General features: G+C 70.6%; 23 protein-coding genes. 13 read left to right on the plus strand and 10 right to left on the minus strand.

What is annotated here, in order from left to right:
* Positions 1–46: 46 nt before the first annotated feature.
* Entirely contained in the window at positions 47–385 is a 339-nt protein-coding gene (locus ACIPM1_RS04095; RefSeq protein WP_402428605.1) for a hypothetical protein, read from the minus strand.
* 109 nt (positions 386–494) lie between these two features.
* Here ACIPM1_RS04095 and ACIPM1_RS04100 point away from each other — a divergent pair, with 109 nt between their 5' ends.
* The 3 genes from ACIPM1_RS04100 (at position 495) to ACIPM1_RS04110 (ending at position 3,222) form a co-directional block, all read left to right on the plus strand.
* Positions 495–884 carry a hypothetical protein gene (locus ACIPM1_RS04100; protein WP_402428608.1) on the plus strand — a complete coding sequence of 130 codons (390 nt, stop codon included), beginning with the start codon at positions 495–497 and terminating at the stop codon, positions 882–884.
* Positions 885–1,101: 217 nt separating this feature from the next.
* On the plus strand, positions 1,102–2,349 hold the full coding sequence (locus tag ACIPM1_RS04105) for an Ig-like domain-containing protein (RefSeq protein ID WP_402428611.1): 1,248 nt from the start codon (positions 1,102–1,104) through the stop codon (positions 2,347–2,349).
* A gap of 102 nt (positions 2,350–2,451) precedes the next feature.
* The gene (locus tag ACIPM1_RS04110) at positions 2,452–3,222 is read left to right on the plus strand and encodes a group II truncated hemoglobin (RefSeq protein WP_402428614.1); all 771 of its coding nucleotides are present in this window, start codon (positions 2,452–2,454) and stop codon (positions 3,220–3,222) included.
* Positions 3,223–3,342: 120 nt separating this feature from the next.
* Here ACIPM1_RS04110 and ACIPM1_RS04115 read toward each other — a convergent pair whose 3' ends face one another.
* On the minus strand, positions 3,343–4,272 hold the full coding sequence (locus tag ACIPM1_RS04115) for a helix-turn-helix domain-containing protein (RefSeq protein WP_402428616.1): 930 nt from the start codon (positions 4,270–4,272) through the stop codon (positions 3,343–3,345).
* A gap of 171 nt (positions 4,273–4,443) precedes the next feature.
* On the opposite strand from ACIPM1_RS04115, the gene ACIPM1_RS04120 reads away from it, so the two are divergent.
* Positions 4,444–5,484, plus strand: a complete 1,041-nt coding sequence (locus ACIPM1_RS04120; RefSeq protein WP_402428619.1) for an NAD(P)-dependent alcohol dehydrogenase — start codon at positions 4,444–4,446, stop codon at positions 5,482–5,484.
* Between the two features lie 147 nt (positions 5,485–5,631).
* Here the strand turns inward: ACIPM1_RS04120 and ACIPM1_RS04125 are convergent, their stop codons facing one another.
* Entirely contained in the window at positions 5,632–6,225 is a 594-nt protein-coding gene (locus ACIPM1_RS04125; RefSeq protein WP_402428622.1) for a DUF4291 domain-containing protein, read from the minus strand.
* A 215-nt stretch (positions 6,226–6,440) separates the two neighbouring features.
* Here ACIPM1_RS04125 and ACIPM1_RS04130 point away from each other — a divergent pair, with 215 nt between their 5' ends.
* From ACIPM1_RS04130 to ACIPM1_RS04140, 3 genes are all read left to right on the plus strand, one after another.
* On the plus strand, positions 6,441–7,244 hold the full coding sequence (locus tag ACIPM1_RS04130) for a hypothetical protein (RefSeq protein ID WP_402428624.1): 804 nt from the start codon (positions 6,441–6,443) through the stop codon (positions 7,242–7,244).
* Positions 7,245–7,613: 369 nt separating this feature from the next.
* Complete coding sequence (locus ACIPM1_RS04135) at positions 7,614–9,113, plus strand: MFS transporter (protein ID WP_402428628.1); 1,500 nt, start codon at positions 7,614–7,616, stop codon at positions 9,111–9,113.
* Between the two features lie 91 nt (positions 9,114–9,204).
* The gene (locus ACIPM1_RS04140) at positions 9,205–10,647 is read left to right on the plus strand and encodes a hypothetical protein (RefSeq protein ID WP_402428631.1); all 1,443 of its coding nucleotides are present in this window, start codon (positions 9,205–9,207) and stop codon (positions 10,645–10,647) included.
* A gap of 15 nt (positions 10,648–10,662) precedes the next feature.
* Here ACIPM1_RS04140 and msrA read toward each other — a convergent pair whose 3' ends face one another.
* The gene (msrA, locus tag ACIPM1_RS04145) at positions 10,663–11,382 is read right to left on the minus strand and encodes a peptide-methionine (S)-S-oxide reductase MsrA (RefSeq protein WP_402428633.1); all 720 of its coding nucleotides are present in this window, start codon (positions 11,380–11,382) and stop codon (positions 10,663–10,665) included.
* A 209-nt stretch (positions 11,383–11,591) separates the two neighbouring features.
* On the minus strand, positions 11,592–12,710 hold the full coding sequence (locus ACIPM1_RS04150) for a hypothetical protein (protein WP_402428636.1): 1,119 nt from the start codon (positions 12,708–12,710) through the stop codon (positions 11,592–11,594).
* Between the two features lie 111 nt (positions 12,711–12,821).
* On the opposite strand from ACIPM1_RS04150, the gene ACIPM1_RS04155 reads away from it, so the two are divergent.
* Positions 12,822–13,976 (plus strand): cystathionine gamma-synthase, encoded by a 1,155-nt coding sequence (locus tag ACIPM1_RS04155; RefSeq protein ID WP_402428639.1) that lies wholly within the window; start codon positions 12,822–12,824, stop codon positions 13,974–13,976.
* Positions 13,977–14,013: 37 nt separating this feature from the next.
* On the opposite strand, the gene ACIPM1_RS04160 is transcribed toward ACIPM1_RS04155, so the two are convergent.
* From ACIPM1_RS04160 to ACIPM1_RS04170, 3 genes are all read right to left on the minus strand, one after another.
* The gene (locus tag ACIPM1_RS04160; protein WP_356182659.1) at positions 14,014–14,262 is read right to left on the minus strand and encodes a hypothetical protein; all 249 of its coding nucleotides are present in this window, start codon (positions 14,260–14,262) and stop codon (positions 14,014–14,016) included.
* Positions 14,259–14,876 carry a sigma factor-like helix-turn-helix DNA-binding protein gene (locus tag ACIPM1_RS04165; protein ID WP_402428643.1) on the minus strand — a complete coding sequence of 206 codons (618 nt, stop codon included), beginning with the start codon at positions 14,874–14,876 and terminating at the stop codon, positions 14,259–14,261. The genes ACIPM1_RS04160 and ACIPM1_RS04165 overlap by 4 nt, the downstream gene beginning before the upstream one ends.
* 199 nt (positions 14,877–15,075) lie before the next feature.
* Entirely contained in the window at positions 15,076–15,582 is a 507-nt protein-coding gene (locus tag ACIPM1_RS04170) for a MarR family winged helix-turn-helix transcriptional regulator (protein WP_402428646.1), read from the minus strand.
* A 164-nt stretch (positions 15,583–15,746) separates the two neighbouring features.
* On the opposite strand from ACIPM1_RS04170, the gene ilvA reads away from it, so the two are divergent.
* The 3 genes from ilvA to ACIPM1_RS04185 all read left to right on the plus strand — a co-directional run bounded on the left by ilvA (position 15,747) and on the right by ACIPM1_RS04185 (position 19,110).
* Complete coding sequence (gene ilvA / locus ACIPM1_RS04175; protein ID WP_402428648.1) at positions 15,747–16,976, plus strand: threonine ammonia-lyase; 1,230 nt, start codon at positions 15,747–15,749, stop codon at positions 16,974–16,976.
* A 266-nt stretch (positions 16,977–17,242) separates the two neighbouring features.
* Positions 17,243–18,256 carry an ATP-binding cassette domain-containing protein gene (locus ACIPM1_RS04180; protein ID WP_356182669.1) on the plus strand — a complete coding sequence of 338 codons (1,014 nt, stop codon included), beginning with the start codon at positions 17,243–17,245 and terminating at the stop codon, positions 18,254–18,256.
* Complete coding sequence (locus tag ACIPM1_RS04185) at positions 18,253–19,110, plus strand: ABC transporter permease (RefSeq protein ID WP_402428652.1); 858 nt, start codon at positions 18,253–18,255, stop codon at positions 19,108–19,110. The genes ACIPM1_RS04180 and ACIPM1_RS04185 overlap by 4 nt, the downstream gene beginning before the upstream one ends.
* Positions 19,111–19,197: 87 nt before the next feature.
* On the opposite strand, the gene greA is transcribed toward ACIPM1_RS04185, so the two are convergent.
* Together greA and ACIPM1_RS04195 are read right to left on the minus strand one after the other, a co-directional pair.
* A complete protein-coding gene (greA, locus tag ACIPM1_RS04190) occupies positions 19,198–19,698 on the minus strand; it encodes a transcription elongation factor GreA (protein ID WP_356182674.1) in 501 nt (166 codons plus the stop codon).
* Between the two features lie 176 nt (positions 19,699–19,874).
* Positions 19,875–20,273, minus strand: coding sequence for a DUF4307 domain-containing protein (locus ACIPM1_RS04195; protein WP_402428655.1), 399 nt, complete (start codon positions 20,271–20,273; stop codon positions 19,875–19,877).
* A 223-nt stretch (positions 20,274–20,496) separates the two neighbouring features.
* Between ACIPM1_RS04195 and mca the strand changes: the two genes are divergently transcribed.
* Positions 20,497–21,354, plus strand: coding sequence for a mycothiol conjugate amidase Mca (gene mca / locus ACIPM1_RS04200; protein ID WP_356182719.1), 858 nt, complete (start codon positions 20,497–20,499; stop codon positions 21,352–21,354).
* 6 nt (positions 21,355–21,360) lie between these two features.
* The gene (locus ACIPM1_RS04205) at positions 21,361–21,606 is read left to right on the plus strand and encodes a hypothetical protein (RefSeq protein ID WP_402428658.1); all 246 of its coding nucleotides are present in this window, start codon (positions 21,361–21,363) and stop codon (positions 21,604–21,606) included.
* The last annotated feature ends 1 nt before the right edge of the window (position 21,607 follow it).

Genomic DNA, 21,607 nt, shown 5'->3' on the forward strand with positions numbered 1-21,607 from the left:
CAGGGCCCCGGTCAAGTCATCGCGGCGGCGGAGGACTTCGGCGGGCTCAGAAGCCGAGCCGTTCGCGGCGCACCGAATACACCACGAAGCCCGCGCCGACCGTGAGGAAGAGCGTTCCGCCGATGACGTAGGGAGTGGTGTCGACGCTTCCGGTGTCGGCCAGTTCCGTCTCGCCCTGGGCGAGGGTCCGGCCCTCGCTCCCGTCCGCCTCGGCGGCCGTGGACGCGGCCCGCGCCTGCTCCGTGACCCGCGTCGTCGGCACGGCCGAACTCTCCGCTCTGGCCGGTGACTCCACCGTCGCGTTCGCGGAGGGAACGAACCACAGGGCGCCCAGCAGGGTGCCCGCGGTGGTGGCGGTCAGCAACGTGCGGCGAGCGGATGACACGGAATATCGATCCCCTTGTGGCGCTGGTGAATTGGCCGTGTGGGGCGATGTTAGTGAAAGTCGCGGGTCACGGGAAAGTCACAGGAGGTTTGAGTCGTACGCTCCGGACATGAGCACACCAGAGACATCACGTTTTGTACGACTTCGCGTCGACCTGGTTCTGGAGATCGACGACGAGGCGGCCGTGATCGGGGCGGCCCGGCGGCGGCTCGCCGAGGACGGCGAGGTGGCCCCGGAGGACCGGGCCCGCACGGAGAGCGCTGTGACGGAGGACACCGCGGAGGCGCTGGCGTATCTCGTGGACCCGTTCGTACTGGTCGGCGAAGTGCCGGGGGTGGAGCTGCATCAGGCCTCCTGGTCCAGTGAGCGGATCGAGTACGACCCCGCCTCGCCCGGCTGGGAGTTGGGCGAGGATGATGTCGACGGGGACTACGACGACGACGAGGACGACGAGAGCCGGGAAGTGGATGGCGCGGAGTATCGCGGGTACTCCGGCTGACATCGCCCGGGTCGGCGGCGGCCCCGGGCGGCAACCGCCGTCCGGGGTCCCGTCGTCCGAAACGGACGTACGGCCGGTGCTCGCACCGCCCGCCTCGCGGACGTGGTGTGTCCCACACCAGGAGGCCCTGGGGAGCGGAACGAACCGGTCGTAACGTTGATGTTTCCGTACGGGGCCCGGGGCTATTGGGGATTCGGCAACCATGGAGAAGCGTGTGATGACGGACGGTAAGCGGCGCAGGGGTCTGATGACCGCGTCCGCACTGCTCGGCGGTGTTCTCGTACTGACGGGGTGCTCCGGCAGCAGCAGCGCCTCGGGTTCGGCCGGCGACGACACCTCGCAGGCCAAGGCCGACAAGGCGGCCGAGCAGGAGACCTCCGACGCGCAGATCAAGATCACCCCGGCGGACGGCTCCGACAACGCCTCCATCAACAACGCCGCCGCCGTCACCGTGTCCCAGGGCACGCTGACCGAGGTCACCATGACCACGACCGACGGGAAGACCGTCGCGGGCCGGATATCCGCCGACAAGAAGAGCTGGAAGCCCAGCGGCCAGCTGGAGCGCGCGACCACCTACAAGGTCGCGGCGACCGCCGCGGACGCCAAGGGCCGCGCCGCCCACGAGAACGCCTCGTTCACCACGGTCGCCCCGGCGCACAGCTTCATCGGCAGCTTCACGCCGGACAACGGCACCACGGTCGGCGTCGGCATGCCCGTGTCGATCAACTTCGACAAGGCGATCACCAACAAGGCGGCCGTCCAGAAGGGCATCACCGTCACCTCCAGCAGCGGCCAGGAGGTCGTCGGGCACTGGTTCAGCCCCAACCGCCTCGACTTCCGCCCCGAGCAGTACTGGAAGGCCGGATCCACCGTCACCCTGAAGCTCGCCCTCGACGGCGTCCAGGGTGCCCAGGGCGTCTACGGCGTCCAGCAGAAGACGGTCACCTTCCACATCGGCCGCAACCAGGTGTCCTACGTCGACGCGAAGACCAAGCAGATGAAGGTCACGCAGGACGGCAAGGTCGTCAAGACCATCCCGATCTCCGCCGGAGCCCCCGACCACACCACGTACCAGGGCCAGATGGTGATCGCGGAGAAGTTCGTCCAGACCCGGATGAACGGCGCGACGGTCGGCTTCAAGGACGACGACGGCAAGGGCGAGTACGACATCAAGGACGTGCCGCACGCCATGCGCCTGACCACCTCCGGCACCTTCATCCACGGCAACTACTGGGGCGCGCCGTCCGTCTTCGGCAACGTCAACACCAGCCACGGCTGTGTCGGCCTGCAGGACAAGAAGGGCGCGAAGGACGCGAAGACGGCGGCCGCGTGGTTCTTCAACCACTCGCTCGTCGGTGACGTCGTGGTCGTCTCCCACACCGGCGACAAGACCGTCGCCCCGGACAACGGCCTCAACGGCTGGAACCTGAACTGGGCGCAGTGGAAGGCCGGATCGGCCGTCTGACGCACCCTCGCACACCGCGCCGATGCCGCCCTCGGGGGCGGCATCGGTGTTCCGCGGCCACGTCGGTGGCCTCCGGCGGGCCGTCCGTGTTTCGTTGGACCCATGACCGCTCACACCGTGGAGTACATCCGGTACCGCGTCCCCGAGCAGCAGTCGGCCGAGTTCCTCGCCGCCCACCGTCGGGCCGCGACCCGGCTCGCTGCGGCACCGCAGTGCGTCGACTACGAACTGGCCCGCGCCGAGGACGACTTCGAGCACTACATTCTGCGGGTCACCTGGACCTCGACCCGGGACCACGTGGAGGGCTTCCGCTCGTCGGACCTCTTCCCCGCCTACGCCGCCGAGGTCCGCCCCTACGCCGAACAGGTCGAGGAGTCGCGCCACTACAAGCCCACGGCGGTCCGCGGGACCGGCGCCGCGACCCCCACGCTGTACGCGTGGGCGGGCGGGGCCGAGGCCTTCTCGCGCCTCACCGACGTCTTCTACGCCAAGGTCGTCGAGGACGACCTCCTCGCGCCGCTCTTCGCCGACCTGCCCGCCGAGCACGCCCGGCACGTCGGGCTCTGGCTGGCCGAGGTCTTCGGCGGCCCCGCCGCCTACTCGGAGACCCAGGGCGGCCACTCCCACATGGTCGCCCGGCACGCCGGCCTCGGCATCACGGAGCCGCAGCGCCGCCGCTGGGTCGAACTCGTCCAGGACGCCGCCGACGAGGCGGGCCTGCCGACGGACGCGGAGTTCCGCTCGGCGTTCCTGGCCTACGTGGAGTGGGGCACCCGGCTGGCGGTGCGCTTCTCCGCACCCGGCGCGACGCCCCCGGCCCCGCAGCCGGTCCCGAAGTGGACCTGGGGAGCGGCACCCCCGTACCCGGGCTGACCCGCCCCGGCGTCCGCGCGGCGAGCCCCGCCGGCTCGGGGTACCCGTGGCCGGTCCTCGCGGTACCCGTGGCCAGTCCTCGCGGTCGGTGCTCGCGGTGCTCGCGGTCAGTGGTCGCTGTCAGCTCGCGGTGCCCGCGCGGACCGCGTCCGCGCCCCAGCTCGCCAGCAGCCGCAGGGCCTCCGCGGAGGGGGAGTCCGGTTCGGCGTGGTAGACGAGCAGCGTCTGCTCGGTGTCGTCGGCGAGCTTGAAGGACTCGTACCGCAGGGCGAGCTCGCCCACGAGCGGATGCCGCAGGCGCTTGACGCCGTGGCTCTTCTCCTTGACGTCGTGGGTGGCCCACAGCCGCCGGAAGTCCTCGCTCTTCACCGACAGCTCACCGACCAGCGCCGACAGCCGGGGGTCGTCCGGGTAGCAGCCGGCCTCCATGCGCAGCGCGCAGACGATGTCGATCGCCTTCTGCTCCCAGTCGACGTAGAGATCGCGGTACTCGGGCCGCAGGAAGACCATCCTCGCCCAGTTGCGCTCCTGCGCCGGCAGCTCCGACCAGTCGCCGAAGACCGCCGCCGCCATCCGGTTCCACGCCAGGATCTCCGCGCGCCGCCCCACGACGTACGCGGGCACCCCGTCCATCGTGTCCAGCAGCTGCCGCAGCGACCCCCGCACGTGCTGCGTCCGCGTCGCCGCCTTCTTCTTGTGCTTGGGCTTCGGCTTCGCCAGATGCGTCAGATGCGCGTGCTCGGCGTCGGAGAGCCGCAGCGCCCGCGCGATGGAGTCCAGCACCTCCGCCGACACGTTCCGCCCGTTGCCCTGCTCCAGGCGCGTGTAGTACGCCACCGACACCCCGGCCAGCTGCGCCAGCTCCTCCCGGCGCAGCCCCGGCACCCTGCGGTGCCGCCCGTGGTCCGGCAGCCCCACGTCCTCCGGCTTCAGCCGGGCGCGCCGGGTGCGCAGGAACTCGCTGAGCTCGGCACGCCGGTCCAGTCCCGCCCCGGCGTCCGCCCCGGCGGGCGCGCCGCTCGCGTGCACGGCTTCGGGCTGTACGTCCATGACGTCCAGTATTCATGGTCGTACGCACATGAGCCTGACCCCGCCAGTGGTAGGCACGGTGAACGTAGGCAAAGGCGTGACCTGGGTGGTCCTCGGAATCCCGGGCACTCTGGAGGTCGCGCCCGGACGAAAGGCAGCCGGGCGCGACCGACCGCTAGGAGAACCCCCGGCATGACCACTGTTGCTGCATACGCCGCACCCGCCGCCAAGGCTCCGCTGGAGCGCACCACGATCGAGCGCCGTGCGGTCGGCGAGTTCGATGTCCTGATCGACATCAAGTTCGCCGGAATCTGCCACTCCGACATTCACCAGGCCCGAGAGGGCTGGGGCGAGGCGATCTTCCCGATGGTCCCCGGCCACGAGATCGCCGGCGTCGTCTCCGAGGTGGGCCGCGGTGTCACCAAGTTCCAGGTCGGCGACCGGGTGGGCGTCGGCTGCATGGTCGACTCCTGCCGCGAGTGCGAGAACTGCAAGGCGGGCGACGAGCAGTACTGCGTCAAGGGCGCCACGATGACGTACAACGGCATCGGCAAGGACGGGGAGCCGACCCAGGGCGGCTACTCGGAGAAGGTCGTCGTCGACGAGAACTACGTCCTGCGCATTCCCGACGGCCTGTCCCTGGACGTCGCCGCCCCGCTGCTGTGCGCCGGCATCACCACCTACTCCCCGCTCAAGCACTGGGGCGCAGGCCCCGGCAAGAAGGTCGCCGTCCTCGGCATGGGCGGCCTCGGCCACATGGCCGTGAAGATCGCGCACGCCCTCGGCGCCGAGGTGACCGTCCTGTCGCAGTCGCTGCGCAAGAAGGACGACGGACTGAAGCTGGGCGCCGACCACTACTACGCCACCAGCGACCCGAAGACCTTCGAGGAGCTCGAGGGCACCTTCGACCTGATCGTCTCCACCGTCTCCGCGTCGCTGGACTTCGGCGCGTTCCTGTCGCTGCTCAAGACGCGCGGCGCGCTGGTGAACGTGGGCGCTCCGGAGGAGCCGGTCTCCCTCAACCTCTTCTCGGTGATCGGCGGCGGCAAGACGCTGGCCGGCTCCATGATCGGCGGCATCGCCGAGACCCAGGAGATGCTCGACTTCTGCGCCGAGCACGGCCTGGGCGCCGAGATCGAGCTGATCGACGCCGAGCAGATCAACGACGCCTACGAGCGCGTGCTCGCCAGCGACGTCCGCTACCGCTTCGTGATCGACACCGCGACGATCTGACCCTGTCCCGGGTGAGGGGACGACCGTGCGGCGCCCCCGCGGAGCTTTCCGGTGCCCCCGAGGCGATACGGCCTCGGGGGCACGGGGGTGCCGGGGTGCCGGGGCGCCGTCCGTGCGGGACGTCCCCCGCTCGACGCGTGTTGCAGGCTATGCGCGCAGATGGGCCGTCAGTTCGTCCTGGGCCGGGTAGGGCCGTTCCGTGGGCAGCAGGCGGGCCGCCGCGTCCGGGTCGCCGCTGCTGACGAGGGTGTGGATCTCGTGGGCGAGCGGGGTCACGTCGCTGATGGAGACCGTCCACTCGTCCGCGTAGCGGCGTACGGCATCGCCGGAGAGCCCGAGCTGCAGTGAGCGGTAGGGCAGCGGCTGGAGCTGCAGATCGCGCTCGGGGTCCCACTGGACGCGCGCCGGAGCGCGCTTCAGCAGGCGTTGCCAGGTGCTGCGGTCGTGGTGCAGGCCGCGGACGTAACTCGACAGGCAAGCGTTGCGCAGCGCCCACTCGAAGCCCTCGCGCGTGATCTCGACGGCGAGCACGGTCTCCTGCGCCGGCTTCGTGCCCCAGCCGCAGCGGTACATCATCCACAGGAACGACGGCTTGACCCACGTCATGCGGTCCCGCTTCCACCCCGCCGGGAAGCGGCCCTCGCGCACCGCGGGGAGGCCGATCTGCGGTGCGTATGCCTGGTAGACGGTGATCGTGGCCTCCGTGTGGAGCGCGCGGATCCTGCGTTGCGGTTCTTCCATGGCGTACAGGGTGGGGTCGTCGGGTTTGTGCCGGCCATTGATTTTCGGGCGCGGTCGCCGCCGCGGGACCTACGGCTGTGGACGCGTGCGTGATCCCGCGCGCCCGGTCGCCCACGCGAGCGTGCGCCGGCCCCACCCGGTCCGACGGGGAACACGGCTGGGAGGCAGCGGCGCGGGCGGCGACCCGAGCGGATCCGGTCGCGACCCCCGTACCCTTGACTGGGGCGCAGGCCTACCTCGCCGGGGTGATGGAGATGCTCGACCTTTCCTCCGCGCTGTCCGATGTTCCGCCCGTACGGGGCCGGGCGCCATGGCCCCATCACGAATACGTCAAGGGCTGGGGTGTCTTCGGACTCCCCTTCGATTCCGGGCACGTACTCGCCCTGCGCGTCTTTCCGGAGAACTGCTTCGGTCCCTACCGCACGTTGTGGCATCGCGACCCGAACGGCAGCTGGTCGATCCACGTCGACGGGCCACGACTGGACACCGCGTGCCCCAGGTACTACGGCGCCGCCTGCGACCACACAGGGCACGCCCGGATCGGGCTCACCTGGACGGGCCCTGCCACCTTGCGGGTGACGATGGATTCCCCCTCCCTGGACTGGACCCTCACCGCCTCCGCGACACGACTCCTCGGTCTCCTCAACGGCATCAGCGGGGCGCTGCCGCCGGCCACCTGGCGCCCTCGGCTGCTGGTGCGGGCTCGCGAGCGTCTGGCCCGTGCGCTGGGAATGGGGGACCTCCAGCTGTCCGGCACGATGCCGAGCGGTCACACCGGAACGCTCATGCCAGAGCGGATGTACTTCGTCGACGACTCCCATGCCACATTCGACGGCGTCGATCTCGGCCGCCCGGTCCGGCTGAGGGAGAACCCGCGCATCGGTGAGGTGCCCCTGCCGGCCCGCGGCGTTCTGGCCATCGGCCAGGCGGTATGGGAGATTCGCGACCCGGCGGAATACGAACGCACTCGTACCGAGACCGCCCGGTATCTCGCCGTGCCGGGAGAGGGGGGTCCGTGACTTCTGCGAGCGGTCATCGAACCGCGATCGGCCCGGAGAATGCGGGGCCGAGTGGGGGCAGGGCCCCGGCGATCAGTCCGACGCCTCACGGCGCGGCTCCGGTGGATGGGTCCGGGTGCCGTGCAGGCTCGGGCGTCCGCCGCGACGCCAGGCGGCACTGGGGGCGCACCGAGCAGCCGTGACCGGTCCGGTGACGCGCCTGGACGGCGTGCCCCGGACCTCGCCTGGCCCGGTCGTGCGCGCGTCGGCCCGAGGTAACCCGTCGGCGGGTGGTGGCCGGGTTAGCGTCGACCGGCAGGCGGCATGCGGCATGGGAACACGGGAGGTGTCGCGATGCGGGCAGCCGGGTCACACACCGGAGCGGCACTCTTGCCGGTCGTCCTCGGACCCGCCCTCGCTTTCACGGTCACGGTTCTCGACCCGCTGGTACTCAGCCTGAACCTGCCGCAGGTGACCCGGGCGCTGCACGTGCCGCCGCAGATGGTCGGGCTGCTGGGCGGAGCGGCGACGCTGGTGATGGCCACCGCCGTCCTCGCCGCGGGCAGGCTCGCGGACGCCGTCGGCCTCAAGCGGCTGCTGATGCTGGGACTGGGCCTCGTCACGGTCGTCGACCTGCTCTCCATGCTCTCTCCCGGCTACGGCTTCCTGCTGGCGATGCGCTTCCTGGACGGACTTGGGATGACCGCCCTGCTGGGAGTGCCACTCGGCCTGCTGAAGGTGTCCGTGGCGCCGGAGAGACGGCCGGCGGCCATCGGAGTCATGATGGCCGTCGACGTGATCCTTTGCGGGGTGACCCCCGCATTCGCGGGCTGGGCCGTGGGGGCCGTCGGCTGGCGGTTCCTGTTCCTGATTACGCCGCTGGTGTGCCTGGTCTCGCTCTGGTTCACCGCCCGGTACGTCCCGGAGTCACCCGTCCAGCGGGCCCGTAGCCTCGACGTGGTCGGTGTCGCTCTGATCGGGGTGACCCTGCTGGGTCTCGTCATCGGTCTCGCCGCAGCGCAGAACGGCCTCTCGCGGCCCGAGACCTGGGTCCCGCTGGTGATCAGCGTGGCCACCGCGGTGCTGTTCGTGCTCCATGCCCGCCGCGCTGCCGATCCCGTGGTGGACCTGTCGCTGTTCCGCAACGCGCCGTTCAGCGTGGCCCTGGCCGCGACCTTCACGCTGAACCTCCTGATCGCCGGCCTCAGCGTCGTCCTGGGGCAGTTCGGCAGCGTGGTGCTGAGGATGTCCCCCGAGTCCATCGGGCTGCTGTACCTGCCCGGCTCCCTGCTGATCGCCGGTGCCGTGGTCCTGGCGGGGCGCTTGGTCGGGACGTACACTCCGCGACCGGTGATGGTCACCGGTCTGCTGGTGATGGCGGCGAGCGGGCTGCTGTTGGCGGGCACGGCGGGCCCCACCATGGCGGTGTGGCTGCTCGTGCCGGCGACATGGCTGTGCAACCTCGGGTGGGTGGTCACTTCCACCTCGGTGTCCGAGACGGTCCTCTCCCAGGCACCGCCAGGACGTTCCGGCACGGTGGCCTCCGTCCAGATGGCCTTCGGCGTGACCGGCGGTGCTTTCGGGCCCACCCTGTACCTTCTGCTGCTCGACCTGTTCTTCCAGCGCGAGTGGCTGGCGGACGCGAAGTCACGCGGGCTGTCGGTGGCCCGGGCCGAGCAGTCCGTGGACGCCGTGCGCAGCGGGATGGCGCAGACCCCGGGTGGCACCTCGTACGACCCGAACCTGCTCCGTCAGGCCTCGGGGCTGAACCTCGGCCTGGACTTCTCCGAGGGACTGCGGCTCACGATGCTGACCGTCAGCATCCTGCCGATCGTCGTGGCGGCGGCGGCCTTCGTGCTGATGCCTCGCCGCAAGCAGCCCCCGGCGTAGGGCTCGGGCTTGCTCGTCGACTCAAGTGGCGAGCCGCTCAAGGCACTTTTACAGTGAGAACGGATTTGCTTCACAGGAGCGGCGGAAAACCATGGCCGTGAAACCGCATCCTCTGCCTTCCAGCCCGGCCCGTTCTCGCACCGCCCGGCCGGAATTCGATGTGGTGGTGCGCGAATTTTCACTTCTTGATGCACCCGCCCGCCTGAGTTACCGCGTGGATGTCGGTGGCCTGACCTTTTCGTCCACCATCTCCTACGACTCGATTCCGGCATGGTCCGACGTGTTCACCCCACTGCCGGTGCGGGAGAACGGTTTGCGACTGGTCAGCGCGCTGATCGCCTGGGATGCGATGCGGTTTCTCGCGCTGGGGGGCGAGCGTCTCGTCCTGCCACCCGAGTTGCCGTGCGACACCCTCATCAGCACCGTCTGGCGCCAGTGCTTCCTGAGCCAGTTCGGAGAGTGGCGTTACCGCAACGGAATCCGTTACCGGGGCGGCGCGCCGGAACTGATATCGCCCGCACGTTCATCCGCGGTGGTACGCGGGGGAGGCGACGGCCCCCGGACCGGGGGGCGGGCCCTGTTGGCCAACGGCGGCGGCAAGGACACCCTGGCCGGAATGATGATCCTCGGCAGGAGCGGAGTCGATCACGATGTGTACGAGGGTTACCTGCCGGTGGGCGGTGACCATGAACTACAGCGTCATCTGCTGGACAGGCTGAGGATCAGTGCGACGACGCGGCGCACCGAGGTGGTCCGCGTGCACGTCCATGACGACTTTTACAGCAGACCGGCCGTTGAGTTCGCCGAAGCCGGTGTGACGGTGGATCACTATCGGACCGACTTCGCGGTCGGGCACACCGCTTGCTACATCGGATACATGCCGGTCGTCCTGCACGGCGGCTACGATCGCGTTTGGTTCAACATCGAGCGGTCGGCAGACGACCCCCATGTGGTGTGGGGTGGTGAGGAAATAAGCCATCAGTGGTGCAAGAGCAGAGAATATCAATCGATATCTTCGCGACTTTTCTCGGATCTTACCGGCTGCGACTGGTTCGCGGGGTTCGATTCAACACTGCGCGGTCTTTACGATCACGCGATCTACCGCATAGTCGCCACTCGGCCCGACCTCCTTCGCCAGACGCATTCATGCAACTATGAAAAGCCTTGGTGCGGCCGGTGTCCTAAATGCTGCTTCTGCTACCTCATGACGACAGCGTTTCTGGGTGAAGACTACGCACGGCGATTGCTGGGCGCGAGAGAAAGCCTGTTGGCGGATCCCCGTAACCTTCCCGTATGGGAGTCCCTGATGGATCCGTCCCAGGTGGCGTGGGAATGTGTGCCGTCACATCAGGAAATACTGACGGCGGTGGACCAGTGCCTGGCACGAGGTGTCGATTACCCGGTACTGCGCCGCTACGCGCCCGGGCGCGCGACGGCCGCGCGACTCCGGGCACGTTTCGCGGAGGTCGACTGGTCGGACACGCCCGCCCCGCTGGCGGCGGCCCTGCGTGGTCTGGCACACGAGTCCGCCTGAGCATGGATCCGCCGGCTACTTCTCCGTGACCTCGGGCGCCGGAGCGATCCCCGTCGGGCAGGACGCACCCCAGTTCGTCTCGAAGGGGGCGCTCAGCTCGACCCCCGTGCCCCCGAGCCCGCAGTAGCCGTTCGGGTTCTTGGCGTCCGAGAGGTACTGCTGGTGGTAGGACTCGGCCGGGTAGAAGGGGCGGTCGGCGGCCGGGAGGAGTTCGGTGGTGATCTCGCCGTAGCCCGCGGAGGTCAGGACCTGCTGGTAGGCGGCACGGGAGGCCTGGGCCGTGGCGGCCTGGTCGGGGGTGTGGGTGTAGATCGCGGAGCGGTACTGCGTGCCCACGTCGTTGCCCTGGCGGAAGCCCTGCGTGGGGTCGTGGGACTCCCAGAAGGTCTTCAGGAGGCGGTCGTACGAGACGATCTTCGGGTCGTAGACCACGCGGACCACCTCCGTGTGGCCGGTCAGGCCCGAGCAGACCTCCTCGTACGTGGGGTTCTCGGTGAAGCCGCCCTGGTAGCCGACCAGGGTCGTCCACACGCCCGCCGGGAGCTGCCAGAACTTGCGTTCCGCGCCCCAGAAGCAGCCCATGCCGAAGTCGGCGACCTCCAGGCCCTCGGGGTAGGGCCCGAGGAGCGGGGTGCCGAGGACGGTGTGGCGGTCGGGGACCTCGAACGCGGGCGTGGGCCGGCCCTGGAGCGCCTGCTCCGGGCTGGGCAACTGCGGCTTGCGGCCGAAGAGCATGGGGTCTCCCTGTCGGTCTGGGGTGAGGGCGCCGGTCACGGGCCCACGGGGCGGGGCCCGGGGACGGCACCGGTCTCGCGGTGCCGCCGCCCGCGCGTTGCCGGGCGGCACTCGGACAACGTCTGCCGCGCCGCCGGAATTCCGCGGGGACGCCGGCTCCGCGGATACGGACGGCGGACGCGGAGGCCGGACCGGGTCGCCGGTGCCGGCTAGCCGGCCAGCGTCGCGGGGCTGCCGCCGTTCGCCTCGTAGCCCGCCACAGCGAGGGCGCGGTAGACGGCGAACTCGGCCGCCGGGTCCGCGGAGAGGGTCCACGGGAGGGCGCCCACATGGCCGTCGACGTGTATCAGCTCGTTCATGGCCTCCGCCCAGCGCTCGGAGCGGACCAGGAAGAAGACCAGCAGGTGGCGGACGTGCGCCGCCATCGGGTCGTCCGAGCGGGCCGCGTGCACCGCGAACAGCGCGCCGTGGATCGCCTTGGTCACGACCTCGCTCTGGTAGAAGCCGCTGACCAGGTTCACCTCGGGAAGGTGCTCGAAGACCGCGAACAGGGGCAGGGCCGCGAGCAGGGAGCCCCGGGGCGCGCGGGCCGCCGCGGCCTCGGCGAACGCCATCGCCGTCTCCCGCGAGCCGTGCCACTTCTCGCACCAGTGGTGCAGGGCCGCCAGATGCGCGCCCATGTGGTTCGGCGCGGTGTCCAGGATCCTCAGCCAGAGCTTCTCGAACTCCGCCTGGGAGTAGGCCAGTCCGCGCGCCACCGACAGCTCGACGATGTGCGGGACCGGGTCTCCCGGCGCCAGGAGCGCCGCCTGGGCGCACGCCTGGCCGGCCTCCTCCATGATGATCCGGAACTCCTCGGTGCCCGGCGTCGACGTCCGCCACGCCTGCTGCACCAGGAACTCCGCGTGCACCGCGGCGCCGCCCGGGTCCTTGGGCGCCTCGGCCCGCCACACCCTGAGCCACTGCCCGCCGGGCGTCTCGCTGACCCCGCCCGGCCGCTGCCGCAGCTCCAGCGCCGCCGCGCCGGCGAAGGCCTGCACGCGCTGCCAGCGCAACTCGCCCTCCGCCTCGGTACCGGCCAGCAGCTGGGCGGCCGCGCGGTAGTCCTGGGTGCGCTGGACCAGCTCCAGGACGTCCAGCAGGTCCTGGTCGGGGCCGGGCATGCGGACGTCCAGCTCCTCCTGGCGCACGAAACCGTAGTTCGCCGGGTCCGCGGCGTCCGGATGTCCCGGCGGCACCTGCTCGATCCCGCCGCGCCTGCGCCGCAGGACCGGAAGCAGCACGAAGCCCAGCATGACCAGCGCCATCAGGACCCAGAGAATCTCCATGGGTCAAGCGAACCAGACGGCGCCGACAAATGGCCAACCCGTCCGGCGGCCCTGTGGAAAACCCGGCCGCCGGTCCCTCGCCCGTGCCGCGAGCGCATTACCCTCGGGCCCATGAGCGACAGGCACATCAGTCAGCACTTCGAGACCCTCGCGATCCACGCGGGCAACACCGCCGATCCCCTCACCGGCGCGGTCGTCCCGCCGATCTACCAGGTCTCGACCTACAAGCAGGACGGCGTGGGCGGTCTGCGCGGCGGCTACGAGTACAGCCGCAGCGCCAACCCGACCCGGACCGCCCTCGAAGAGAACCTCGCCGCCCTGGAGGGCGGCCGCCGCGGCCTCGCGTTCGCGTCCGGACTGGCGGCCGAGGACTGCCTGTTGCGTACGCTGCTCAGCCCCGGCGACCACGTCGTGATCCCGAACGACGCCTACGGCGGCACGTTCCGCCTCTTCGCCAAGGTCGTCTCCCGGTGGGGCGTGGAGTGGTCGGTCGCGGACACCAGCGACCCGGCCGCCGTCCGCGCCGCGATCACCCCGAAGACCAGGGTGGTGTGGGTGGAGACCCCCTCCAACCCGCTGCTCGGCATCACCGACATCGCCGCCGTCGCCCAGGTCGCCCGGGACGCCGGCGCCCGGCTCGTCGTCGACAACACCTTCGCCACGCCGTACCTCCAGCAGCCGCTCGCGCTCGGCGCCGACGTCGTCGTGCACTCGCTGACCAAGTACATGGGCGGCCACTCGGACGTCGTCGGCGGCGCGCTGATCACCGGCGACGCCGGTCTGGGCGAGGAACTGGCCTACCACCAGAACGCCATGGGCGCGGTCGCGGGCCCCTTCGACTCCTGGCTGGTGCTGCGCGGCACCAAGACGCTCGCGGTGCGCATGGACCGGCACAGCGACAACGCCACGAAGGTCGCCGACATGCTGACCCGGCACGCGCGCGTGACGCGGGTCCTGTACCCGGGGCTGCCCGAGCACCCCGGCCACGAGGTCGCCGCCAAGCAGATGAAGGCGTTCGGCGGCATGGTGTCCTTCCAGGTCGAGGGCGGCGAGGAGGCGGCCGTCGAGGTCTGCAACCGCGCCAAGGTGTTCACGCTCGGCGAGTCGCTCGGCGGGGTCGAGTCCCTGATCGAGCACCCGGGACGCATGACCCACGCCTCCGCGGCCGGCTCCGCCCTGGAGGTCCCCGCCGACCTCGTCCGCCTCTCCGTGGGCATCGAGAACGTCGACGACCTGCTCGCGGACCTGCAGCAGGCCCTCGGCTAGCCGCTCCCGCCCCCGCGGCCGAGGGGGCGCCCGGGTCTCACCAAGTGATCACGGGTGGGGTCGTCTGCGACGGCGGCTCCACCCAGGGGCGCGCGGTCAGCGCCCACAGCGCGAAGGCGACGGCCGCCGCGAACAGCAGCAGCCACATCACCCGGCGGGCGGCTGTGCGGCGGCTCGTCAGGCGGCTCCCGCGGCGTACGACGTCGGCGTACAGCTCGGGCGGCACCTGCGGCGGCCTCTGCTCCATCAGATGCCGTACGGCCGCCTCACGCTCGGCGCGGTTCACGTCCGCCCCCCGCGCCCGACCCGCTTCCCGCCGTCCGCCCGCACGTACGCCGCCTCACCCTGCGCCGTCCGCCCCCGCGACGTCTGCCCCTGCGTCGACGCGCCCTGCATCGACTCGCCCTGCGCCGGCCGCTCCTGCGCGCTCCGTCCGTGCTTCGCCCTGGCCCGGGTGAGGGCGGTGATCGCCCGGTCGCAGATGGCGCGTACCCGATCCGTGGGCAGGCCGAGCAGGGCCGCCGCCTGCTCCTCGGCCACCCCCTCGTACAGACGCAGGACCAGGATCAGGCGCTCCTGCGGTGTGAGGGCGGCCAGGAGGCCGGTGGGCCGGTGGCTGGCGCGGCCCAGGGCGCCGTGGCGGAGCCAGGCCTCGCGGGCGAAGCGGGTGGCCAGGTACTGGCGGGCGCGGTCGTAGGGGTCCTCGCCGTGCAGCCGGTCCCAGCCCGCGTACGTGTGCGCGAGGGCCAGGGTCAGCAGACGCCGCGCGCGCGGGTTGTCGTCCGGGGGCTCGGCGGTCAGCAGCGTGGCGGTGTGCAGCAGCCGACCCGCCGCGCCCGCGACGAATGCCTCGCACTCCCGGGCCCGGCGAGCGCCGTGGGACGCCTGCCGTTCTCGCACCGCGCCTCCCGCCAGGGCGACCCCTGAGGAATCGAAGAACCTCGTCGAGACACCGAAGGACCTCGCCGGGGAACCGAAGAGGCCCGTCGAAGCACACCACACGACGCTCGGAGCACCGCACCGTTTCCGGACGTACGACGAGGACCCGGTCTCATATGAGGCCAGGGCCGGCCCTCCGGTCAAGAGTCGCGCAGCCGCCTCAGGAGGCCGGCGACGCCTCCGGCGCCGCGCCGCCCTGTGCCGACTGGCGGGCCGAGAGCGCGCCGTTGAAGCGGGTGAGCAGGGAGCAGAAGGTCTCGCGTTCCTCCGGCGCCCAGTCGTGGGTCAGCTCGGCCATCAGCTGACGCCGCGAGGAGCGCACCTCCTCCAGGCGGGCCAGCCCGCGCGGGGACAGTTGCAGCACCACCGCCCGGCCGTCCTCGGGGTGCGAGGTGCGCTTCACGAGCCCGGTGTCCACGAGCGGCGCGACCTGCCGGGTGACCGTGGAGGAGTCGATGCCCATGCTCGCGGCGAGTGCCTTGACGCCCATGGGGCCCTCTTTGTCGAGGCGGTTGAGCAGCAGGTATGCGGCGCGGTCCATGGAGTTGCGCACCTGCCCGACCCCGCCGAGCCGGGTCTGTTCGGCACGGCGTGCGAACACCGCCACCTCGTGCTGCAGCGTGTCGAGAAGACCGGTGTCACCGACTGTCGTCATGTCCATCGACATTTCAGGTGTTGTGGGCATGGCCGGGGGCTCACTTCATATAAGGGGTGCTGGGTTGGGGGACAGGGTACGCGGCCGGGGGGCGGGTCGTACCAGCGCTGCGCAAACCGGTCTCGGACGTTGGTCACACCAGGCGCGTCGGGCCTGTGAACTGCGAGACTCGAGGCATGAGCTACAGCACGGCCGGCCCGTCGCGCACCGTCACCCTGGACGACGTGCGCGGGGCCCAGAAAATGCTCTCGGGAGTCGCGCGGGTGACCGCGATGGAGGGCAGCCGGCATCTGTCCCAGATGGTGGGCGCGCCGGTGCACCTCAAGTGCGAGAACCTCCAGCGGACGGGTTCGTTCAAGCTGCGCGGCGCGTACGTCCGTATCGCCGGGCTGCTGCCCGAGGAGCGGGCCGCCGGGGTGGTGGCCGCGAGCGCGGGCAACCACGCGCAGGGGGTGGCGCTCGCGTCGTCGCTGCTCGGCGTCCACGCCACCGTGTTCATGCCCAAGGGCGCCCCGCTGCCGAAGGTCAGCGCCACCCGCGAGTACGGCGCGGAGGTGCGGCTGTACGGCCAGGTGGTCGACGAGACGCTGGCGGCCGCCGAGGAGTACGCGGCCGCGACCGGGGCGGTGTTCATCCATCCGTTCGACCACCCGGACATCATCGCGGGCCAGGGCACGGTGGGGCTGGAGATCCTGGAGCAGTGCCCGGAGGTGCGCACGATCGTCGTGGGGGTCGGCGGGGGAGGGCTCGTCGCGGGCATCGCGGTGGCCGTGAAGGCGCTGCGGCCGGACGTGCGGATCGTCGGTGTGCAGGCGGAGGGTTCGGCGGCCTATCCGCCCTCGCTCGCGGCGGGACATCCGGTGTCGGTCCCGCACCCGGCGACGATGGCGGACGGCATCAAGGTGGGGCGGCCGGGCGATGTGCCGTTCGGGCTCGTGCGCGATCTGGTGGACGAGGTGCGCACGGTGTCCGAGGACCAGCTGTCGGCCGCACTGCTGCTGTGCCTGGAGCGGGCCAAGCTCGTGGTCGAGCCGGCCGGGGCCAGCCCGGTGGCGGCGCTGCTGGGCGACCCGCACGCCTTCGAGGGCCCGGTCGTGGCGGTGCTCTCCGGCGGCAACGTCGACCCGGTGCTGCTCCAGCGCGTCCTGCGGCACGGCATGGCCGCGCAGGGCCGATACCTGGCGGTCCGGCTGCGTCTGACGGACCGGCCGGGCGCGCTGGCCACTTTGCTGGGGGTGTTGTCAGTGGTGGACGCTAACGTCCTCGATGTGAGCCATGTACGGACCGACCCGCGGCTCGGGCTCACGGAGGCGGAGGTGGAGCTGCACCTGGAGACGAAGGGCCCGGAGCACTGCGCCGAGGTCAACCAGGCTCTGCGCGACGCCGGTTACACGGTCATGGGCTGAGGCCACGGCGTGAGGCCGGGGACCGAGGTCCCGGGCTGAGCCGCCGGAGCGGCGGAACCGCAGTTCAGGGAACCCTTCGTCACTCGTTCGGGAAAATCCGTTGAGAGACGCGATACATCGCGTTATGGTGTGTCGCACGCCACCTCCCTGCCGAGGTGGAGCACGCACACCCGCACGTCCGCACTTCCTGCTCGCGCGGGGCCCGCACCATCCTTCCTCCTCCGGCCTCGCTCCTACGAACCATTTCCGACGACGTGGAGACACACATGCCAGGCGCCATCTATGCCGAAGGCCTGGTGAAGACCTTCGGTGACGTAAGGGCTCTGGACGGCGTCGACCTCGATGTCCCCGAGGGCACGGTGCTGGGACTGCTCGGGCCGAACGGCGCGGGCAAGACCACCGCCGTGCGCTGTCTGACGACGCTGCTGCGGCCCGACAGCGGCAAGGCCGTCGTCGCCGGCCTCGACGTCCTCCGGCAGCCCGACGAGGTACGCCGTTCCATCGGGCTGTCCGGCCAGTTCGCCGCGGTCGACGAGTATCTGACCGGCCGCGAGAACCTCCAGATGGTCGGACAGCTCTATCGGATGAGGTCCGCCGCGGCGAAGGCCCGCGCCCGGGAGCTGCTGGAGCAGTTCAACCTCGCCGAGGCCGCCGACCGGCCCGCGAAGACGTACTCCGGAGGCATGCGCCGCCGGCTCGACCTGGCGGCCGCGCTCGTCGTCTCGCCGCCGGTCATGTTCATGGACGAGCCGACGACCGGTCTCGACCCGCGCAACCGGCAGCAGCTGTGGGAGGTCATCAAGCAGCTCGTCTCCGGGGGCACGACGCTGCTGCTGACCACCCAGTACCTCGAAGAGGCCGACCACCTGGCGCACGAGATAGCGGTGGTCGACCACGGCCGAGTCATCGCCCGCGGCACCTCCGACGAGCTCAAGGCCCGCACAGGCGGCGAGCGCGTCGAGGTCGTGGTGCACGACCGGGAGCGCATCCCTGCCGCCTCCGAGGTGCTGCGCGGCTTCGGCAAGGGCGACACCACCGTGGAGGAGCACACCCGCAGGCTCACCGTGCCGGTCACGGGCGGCGCCAAGCTGCTGGCCGAGGTGATCCGCGAGCTCGACACCCGCGGCATCGAGATCGACGACATCGGACTGCGCCGCCCCACCCTCGACGACGTGTTCCTCTCCCTGACGGGACACGTCGCCGAGGGCGGCGACGAGGAGACCGGGGGCAAGGGGGCGGACGCCAGAGACCGCAGGCGCGACAAGGAGGCCGTCAAGTGAGTGCCGTCACCGAGCGGGCGCGCCCCACGGCGCCCGGCAACGCCCTCAGCGGTTCGATCCGCGACTCGCTGGTCGTGGCGAAACGCAATCTGATCCGGATGTCCCGGATCCCCGAGATGGTGATTTTCGGACTGATCCAGCCGATCATGTTCGTGGTGTTGTTCTCGTACGTCTTCGGCGGCTCCATGCAGGTGGGCGGCAGCACCGACCCCGCCACCTACCGGAACTTCCTGATGGCGGGCATCTTCGCGCAGACCGTCACGTTCGCCACCGCCAGCTCCGGCGCGGGCATCGCCGACGACATGCACAAGGGCCTGATCGACCGGTTCCGCTCACTGCCCATGGCGCGCGGCGCGGTGCTGACCGGGCGGACCTTCGCCGACCTGGTGCAGACGGCGCTGACCCTGCTCGTCCTCGCCGTCGTCGCCCTGCTCGTCGGCTGGCGCGTCGGGTCCGACGGCGACACCAACGTCGGCCGGGTCCTGGGCGCGTTCGGCCTGCTGCTCCTGCTCGGCTACGCCTTCACCTGGATCGGCGCCCTGATCGGCCTGTCGGTGCGCACACCGGAGGCGGCCACCTCCGGCGGACTGATCTGGCTGTTCCCGGTGACCTTCATCTCCAACGCGTTCGTGGACTCCGGCAACATGACCCCGTGGCTGCGCCACATCGCGGAGTGGAACCCGTTCAGCGCCACCGTCCAGGCCTGCCGCGTGCTCTTCGCCAACCCGGGACGCTCGGACTCCGGCGCCTGGCCCATGCAGCACCCGGTCTTGGCGTCACTGCTCTATTCGATCCTGATCATCGTCATATTCCGCACCCTGGCCGTACGGAAGTACCGCTCGGCGACGGCGTGAGCCGCCGCGTGATCGCGCTGAATCGGACATGACGAAACCCCCGGCGCAAAGAGCGCCGGGGGCTCGCCGAAGTGTACGTGCGGGTACTCAGCCCGAGTACGGCTCGGCCTTGAGGATCTTCACCTTGGCCGTCTTGCCGTTCGGCAGTTCGTACTCCGCGTCCTCGCCGACCTTGTGACCGATGACGCCGGCGCCCAGCGGCGACTGCGGCGAGTAGGTCTCGATGTCGGTGCTCGCGTACTCACGCGAGGCCAGCAGGAAGGTCAGCGTGTCGTCCTCGTCCCCGTCGAAGGCGATCGTCACGACCATGCCGGGCGCGACCGCGCCGTCCGCGGAGGCCGGAGCCTCGCCGACCTGGGCGTTCTCGAGGAGCTGGGTCAGCTGGCGCACACGGAGCTCCTGCTTGCCCTGTTCCTCCTTGGCCGCGTGGTACCCGCCGTTCTCGCGCAGGTCGCCCTCCTCGCGCGCGGCCGCGATCTTGGCGGCGATCTCCGTGCGCGCAGGACCAGTAAGGTGCTCAAGCTCATCCTTGAGCTTGTTGTACGCCTCCTGGGTCAGCCAGGTGACGTTCTCGCTGGTCTGGGTCACAGGTGCTCCTCGTCGGTACTGGGAATACAAAGCATCGCCCCACCCAGAAGAATGTTCCCTCTCAGATGGGCGAAACCACGAGCCTAACAATTCAGCGACGCAAGGGGGAGGACATAAGTCACGGGATTCGTGTCAGCGCAGGTCGGCGCGTACGTATTCCGTATGAAACCGGACCCTCAGCCGGCGTGGCAGCCCAGCAGCTCCGCCGTCGTGCCCCGGGACGTCGTGCGCAGCGTGACGACCTTGTCGATCCGGGTGGCGTGCTGGTCGAAACGGAAGTCCGCGCGGCCGACCTCGTCACCGTTGGCGGCCTGCGAGCGCAGGGTGCAGTAGCCGCGGGCGCCGGCGTCCTTGCGAACCTCCAGATGGACCCGCACCGCGTCGTCGCCGGCCTGGAAGGTGATCACCTGGCCGCTGATCTCGTTCTCTCCGACGTAGTGGTAGGCGAAGTAGCCGATCAGGGCGACGAGGAGCGCCCCGAGGACGGCGCCGACGATCTTGAGCGGGCGGTCGCCGCGCTCGGCCGGGGAGCGGCCGTAGCGGCCCTCGGGCAGCCGGGTGCTCGCCGTGCTCATGATCGTCCTCTCCGCAGGGGCGGGACGCGGGTCCCGCGAGGGGCTCCCGGAGCCGTACCCCGGAATTATTCGCCCCCCGATTCGGTCACTATAGAAGCCCCCGCCCGGCGCCAGACCGCCGCCCCGGACGCTCGTCCCCCCCGGGACGGCACCCGTTGACTGCCCGATCACACCGGGCACCGACCCGACTGAGGATTGAGCCTTGACTGACCAGCTGCGACTGATGGCCGTGCACGCGCACCCCGACGACGAGTCGAGCAAGGGCGCGGCCACCATGGCGAAGTACGTGTCCGAGGGGGTGGACGTGCTGGTGGTGACCTGCACGGGCGGAGAGCGCGGCTCCATCCTCAACCCCAAGCTCCAGGGCGACGCGTACATCGAGGAGCACATCCACGAGGTGCGCAAGAAGGAGATGGACGAGGCCCGGGAGATCCTCGGCGTCGGCCAGGAGTGGCTCGGCTTCGTCGACTCCGGCCTGCCCGAGGGCGACCCGCTGCCGCCGCTGCCGGAGGGCTGCTTCGCCCTGGAGGACGTCGACAAGGCGGCCGGCGAGCTGGTGCGGAAGATCCGCTCCTTCCGCCCCCAGGTGATCACCACCTACGACGAGAACGGCGGCTACCCGCACCCCGACCACATCATGACCCACAAGATCTCGATGGTGGCCTTCGAGGGCGCGGCGGACACCGAGAAGTACCCGGAGGAGCAGTTCGGCCCCGCGTACCAGCCGCAGAAGCTGTACTACAACCAGGGCTTCAACCGCCCCCGCACCGAGGCGCTGCACAAGGCCCTGCTGGACCGGGGCATGGAGTCCCCCTACGGCGAGTGGCTGGAGCGCTGGGACAAGTCCGGCCACAAGGACCGCACGCTCACCACGCACGTCCCCTGCGCCGACTTCTTCGAGATCCGCGACAAGGCGCTGATCGCGCACGCCACCCAGATCGACCCCGACGGGGGCTGGTTCCGGGTGCCGCTGGACCTGCAGAAGGAGGTCTGGCCGACGGAGGAGTACGAGCTCGCGAAGTCCCTCGTGGACACCTCGCTCCCCGAGGACGACCTCTTTGCGGGCGTCCGGCGGCACTGAGGGACAATGTTCGACATGAGCGCAAGCGCGAGCCTGGCAATGACGCACCTCGTCCCTCTGGCGGAGATCGACGAGAACAAGGTCACCCCCGGCGTCCTCGGCTTCATCGTCTTCGCGGTGATGGCCGTGGCGGTGTGGGGCCTGATGAAGTCGATGAGCCGCCACATGGGCAGGGTCGACTTCCACGAGGCCCCGGACCCGAAGGAGGAGTCCGAGGCCCCCTCGGCCGACCCCAAGGCCCACCAGGGCTGAC

This window comes from Streptomyces sp. NPDC086766 (assembly GCF_044746005.1).
Taxonomy (GTDB): Bacteria; Actinomycetota; Actinomycetes; order Streptomycetales; family Streptomycetaceae; genus Streptomyces.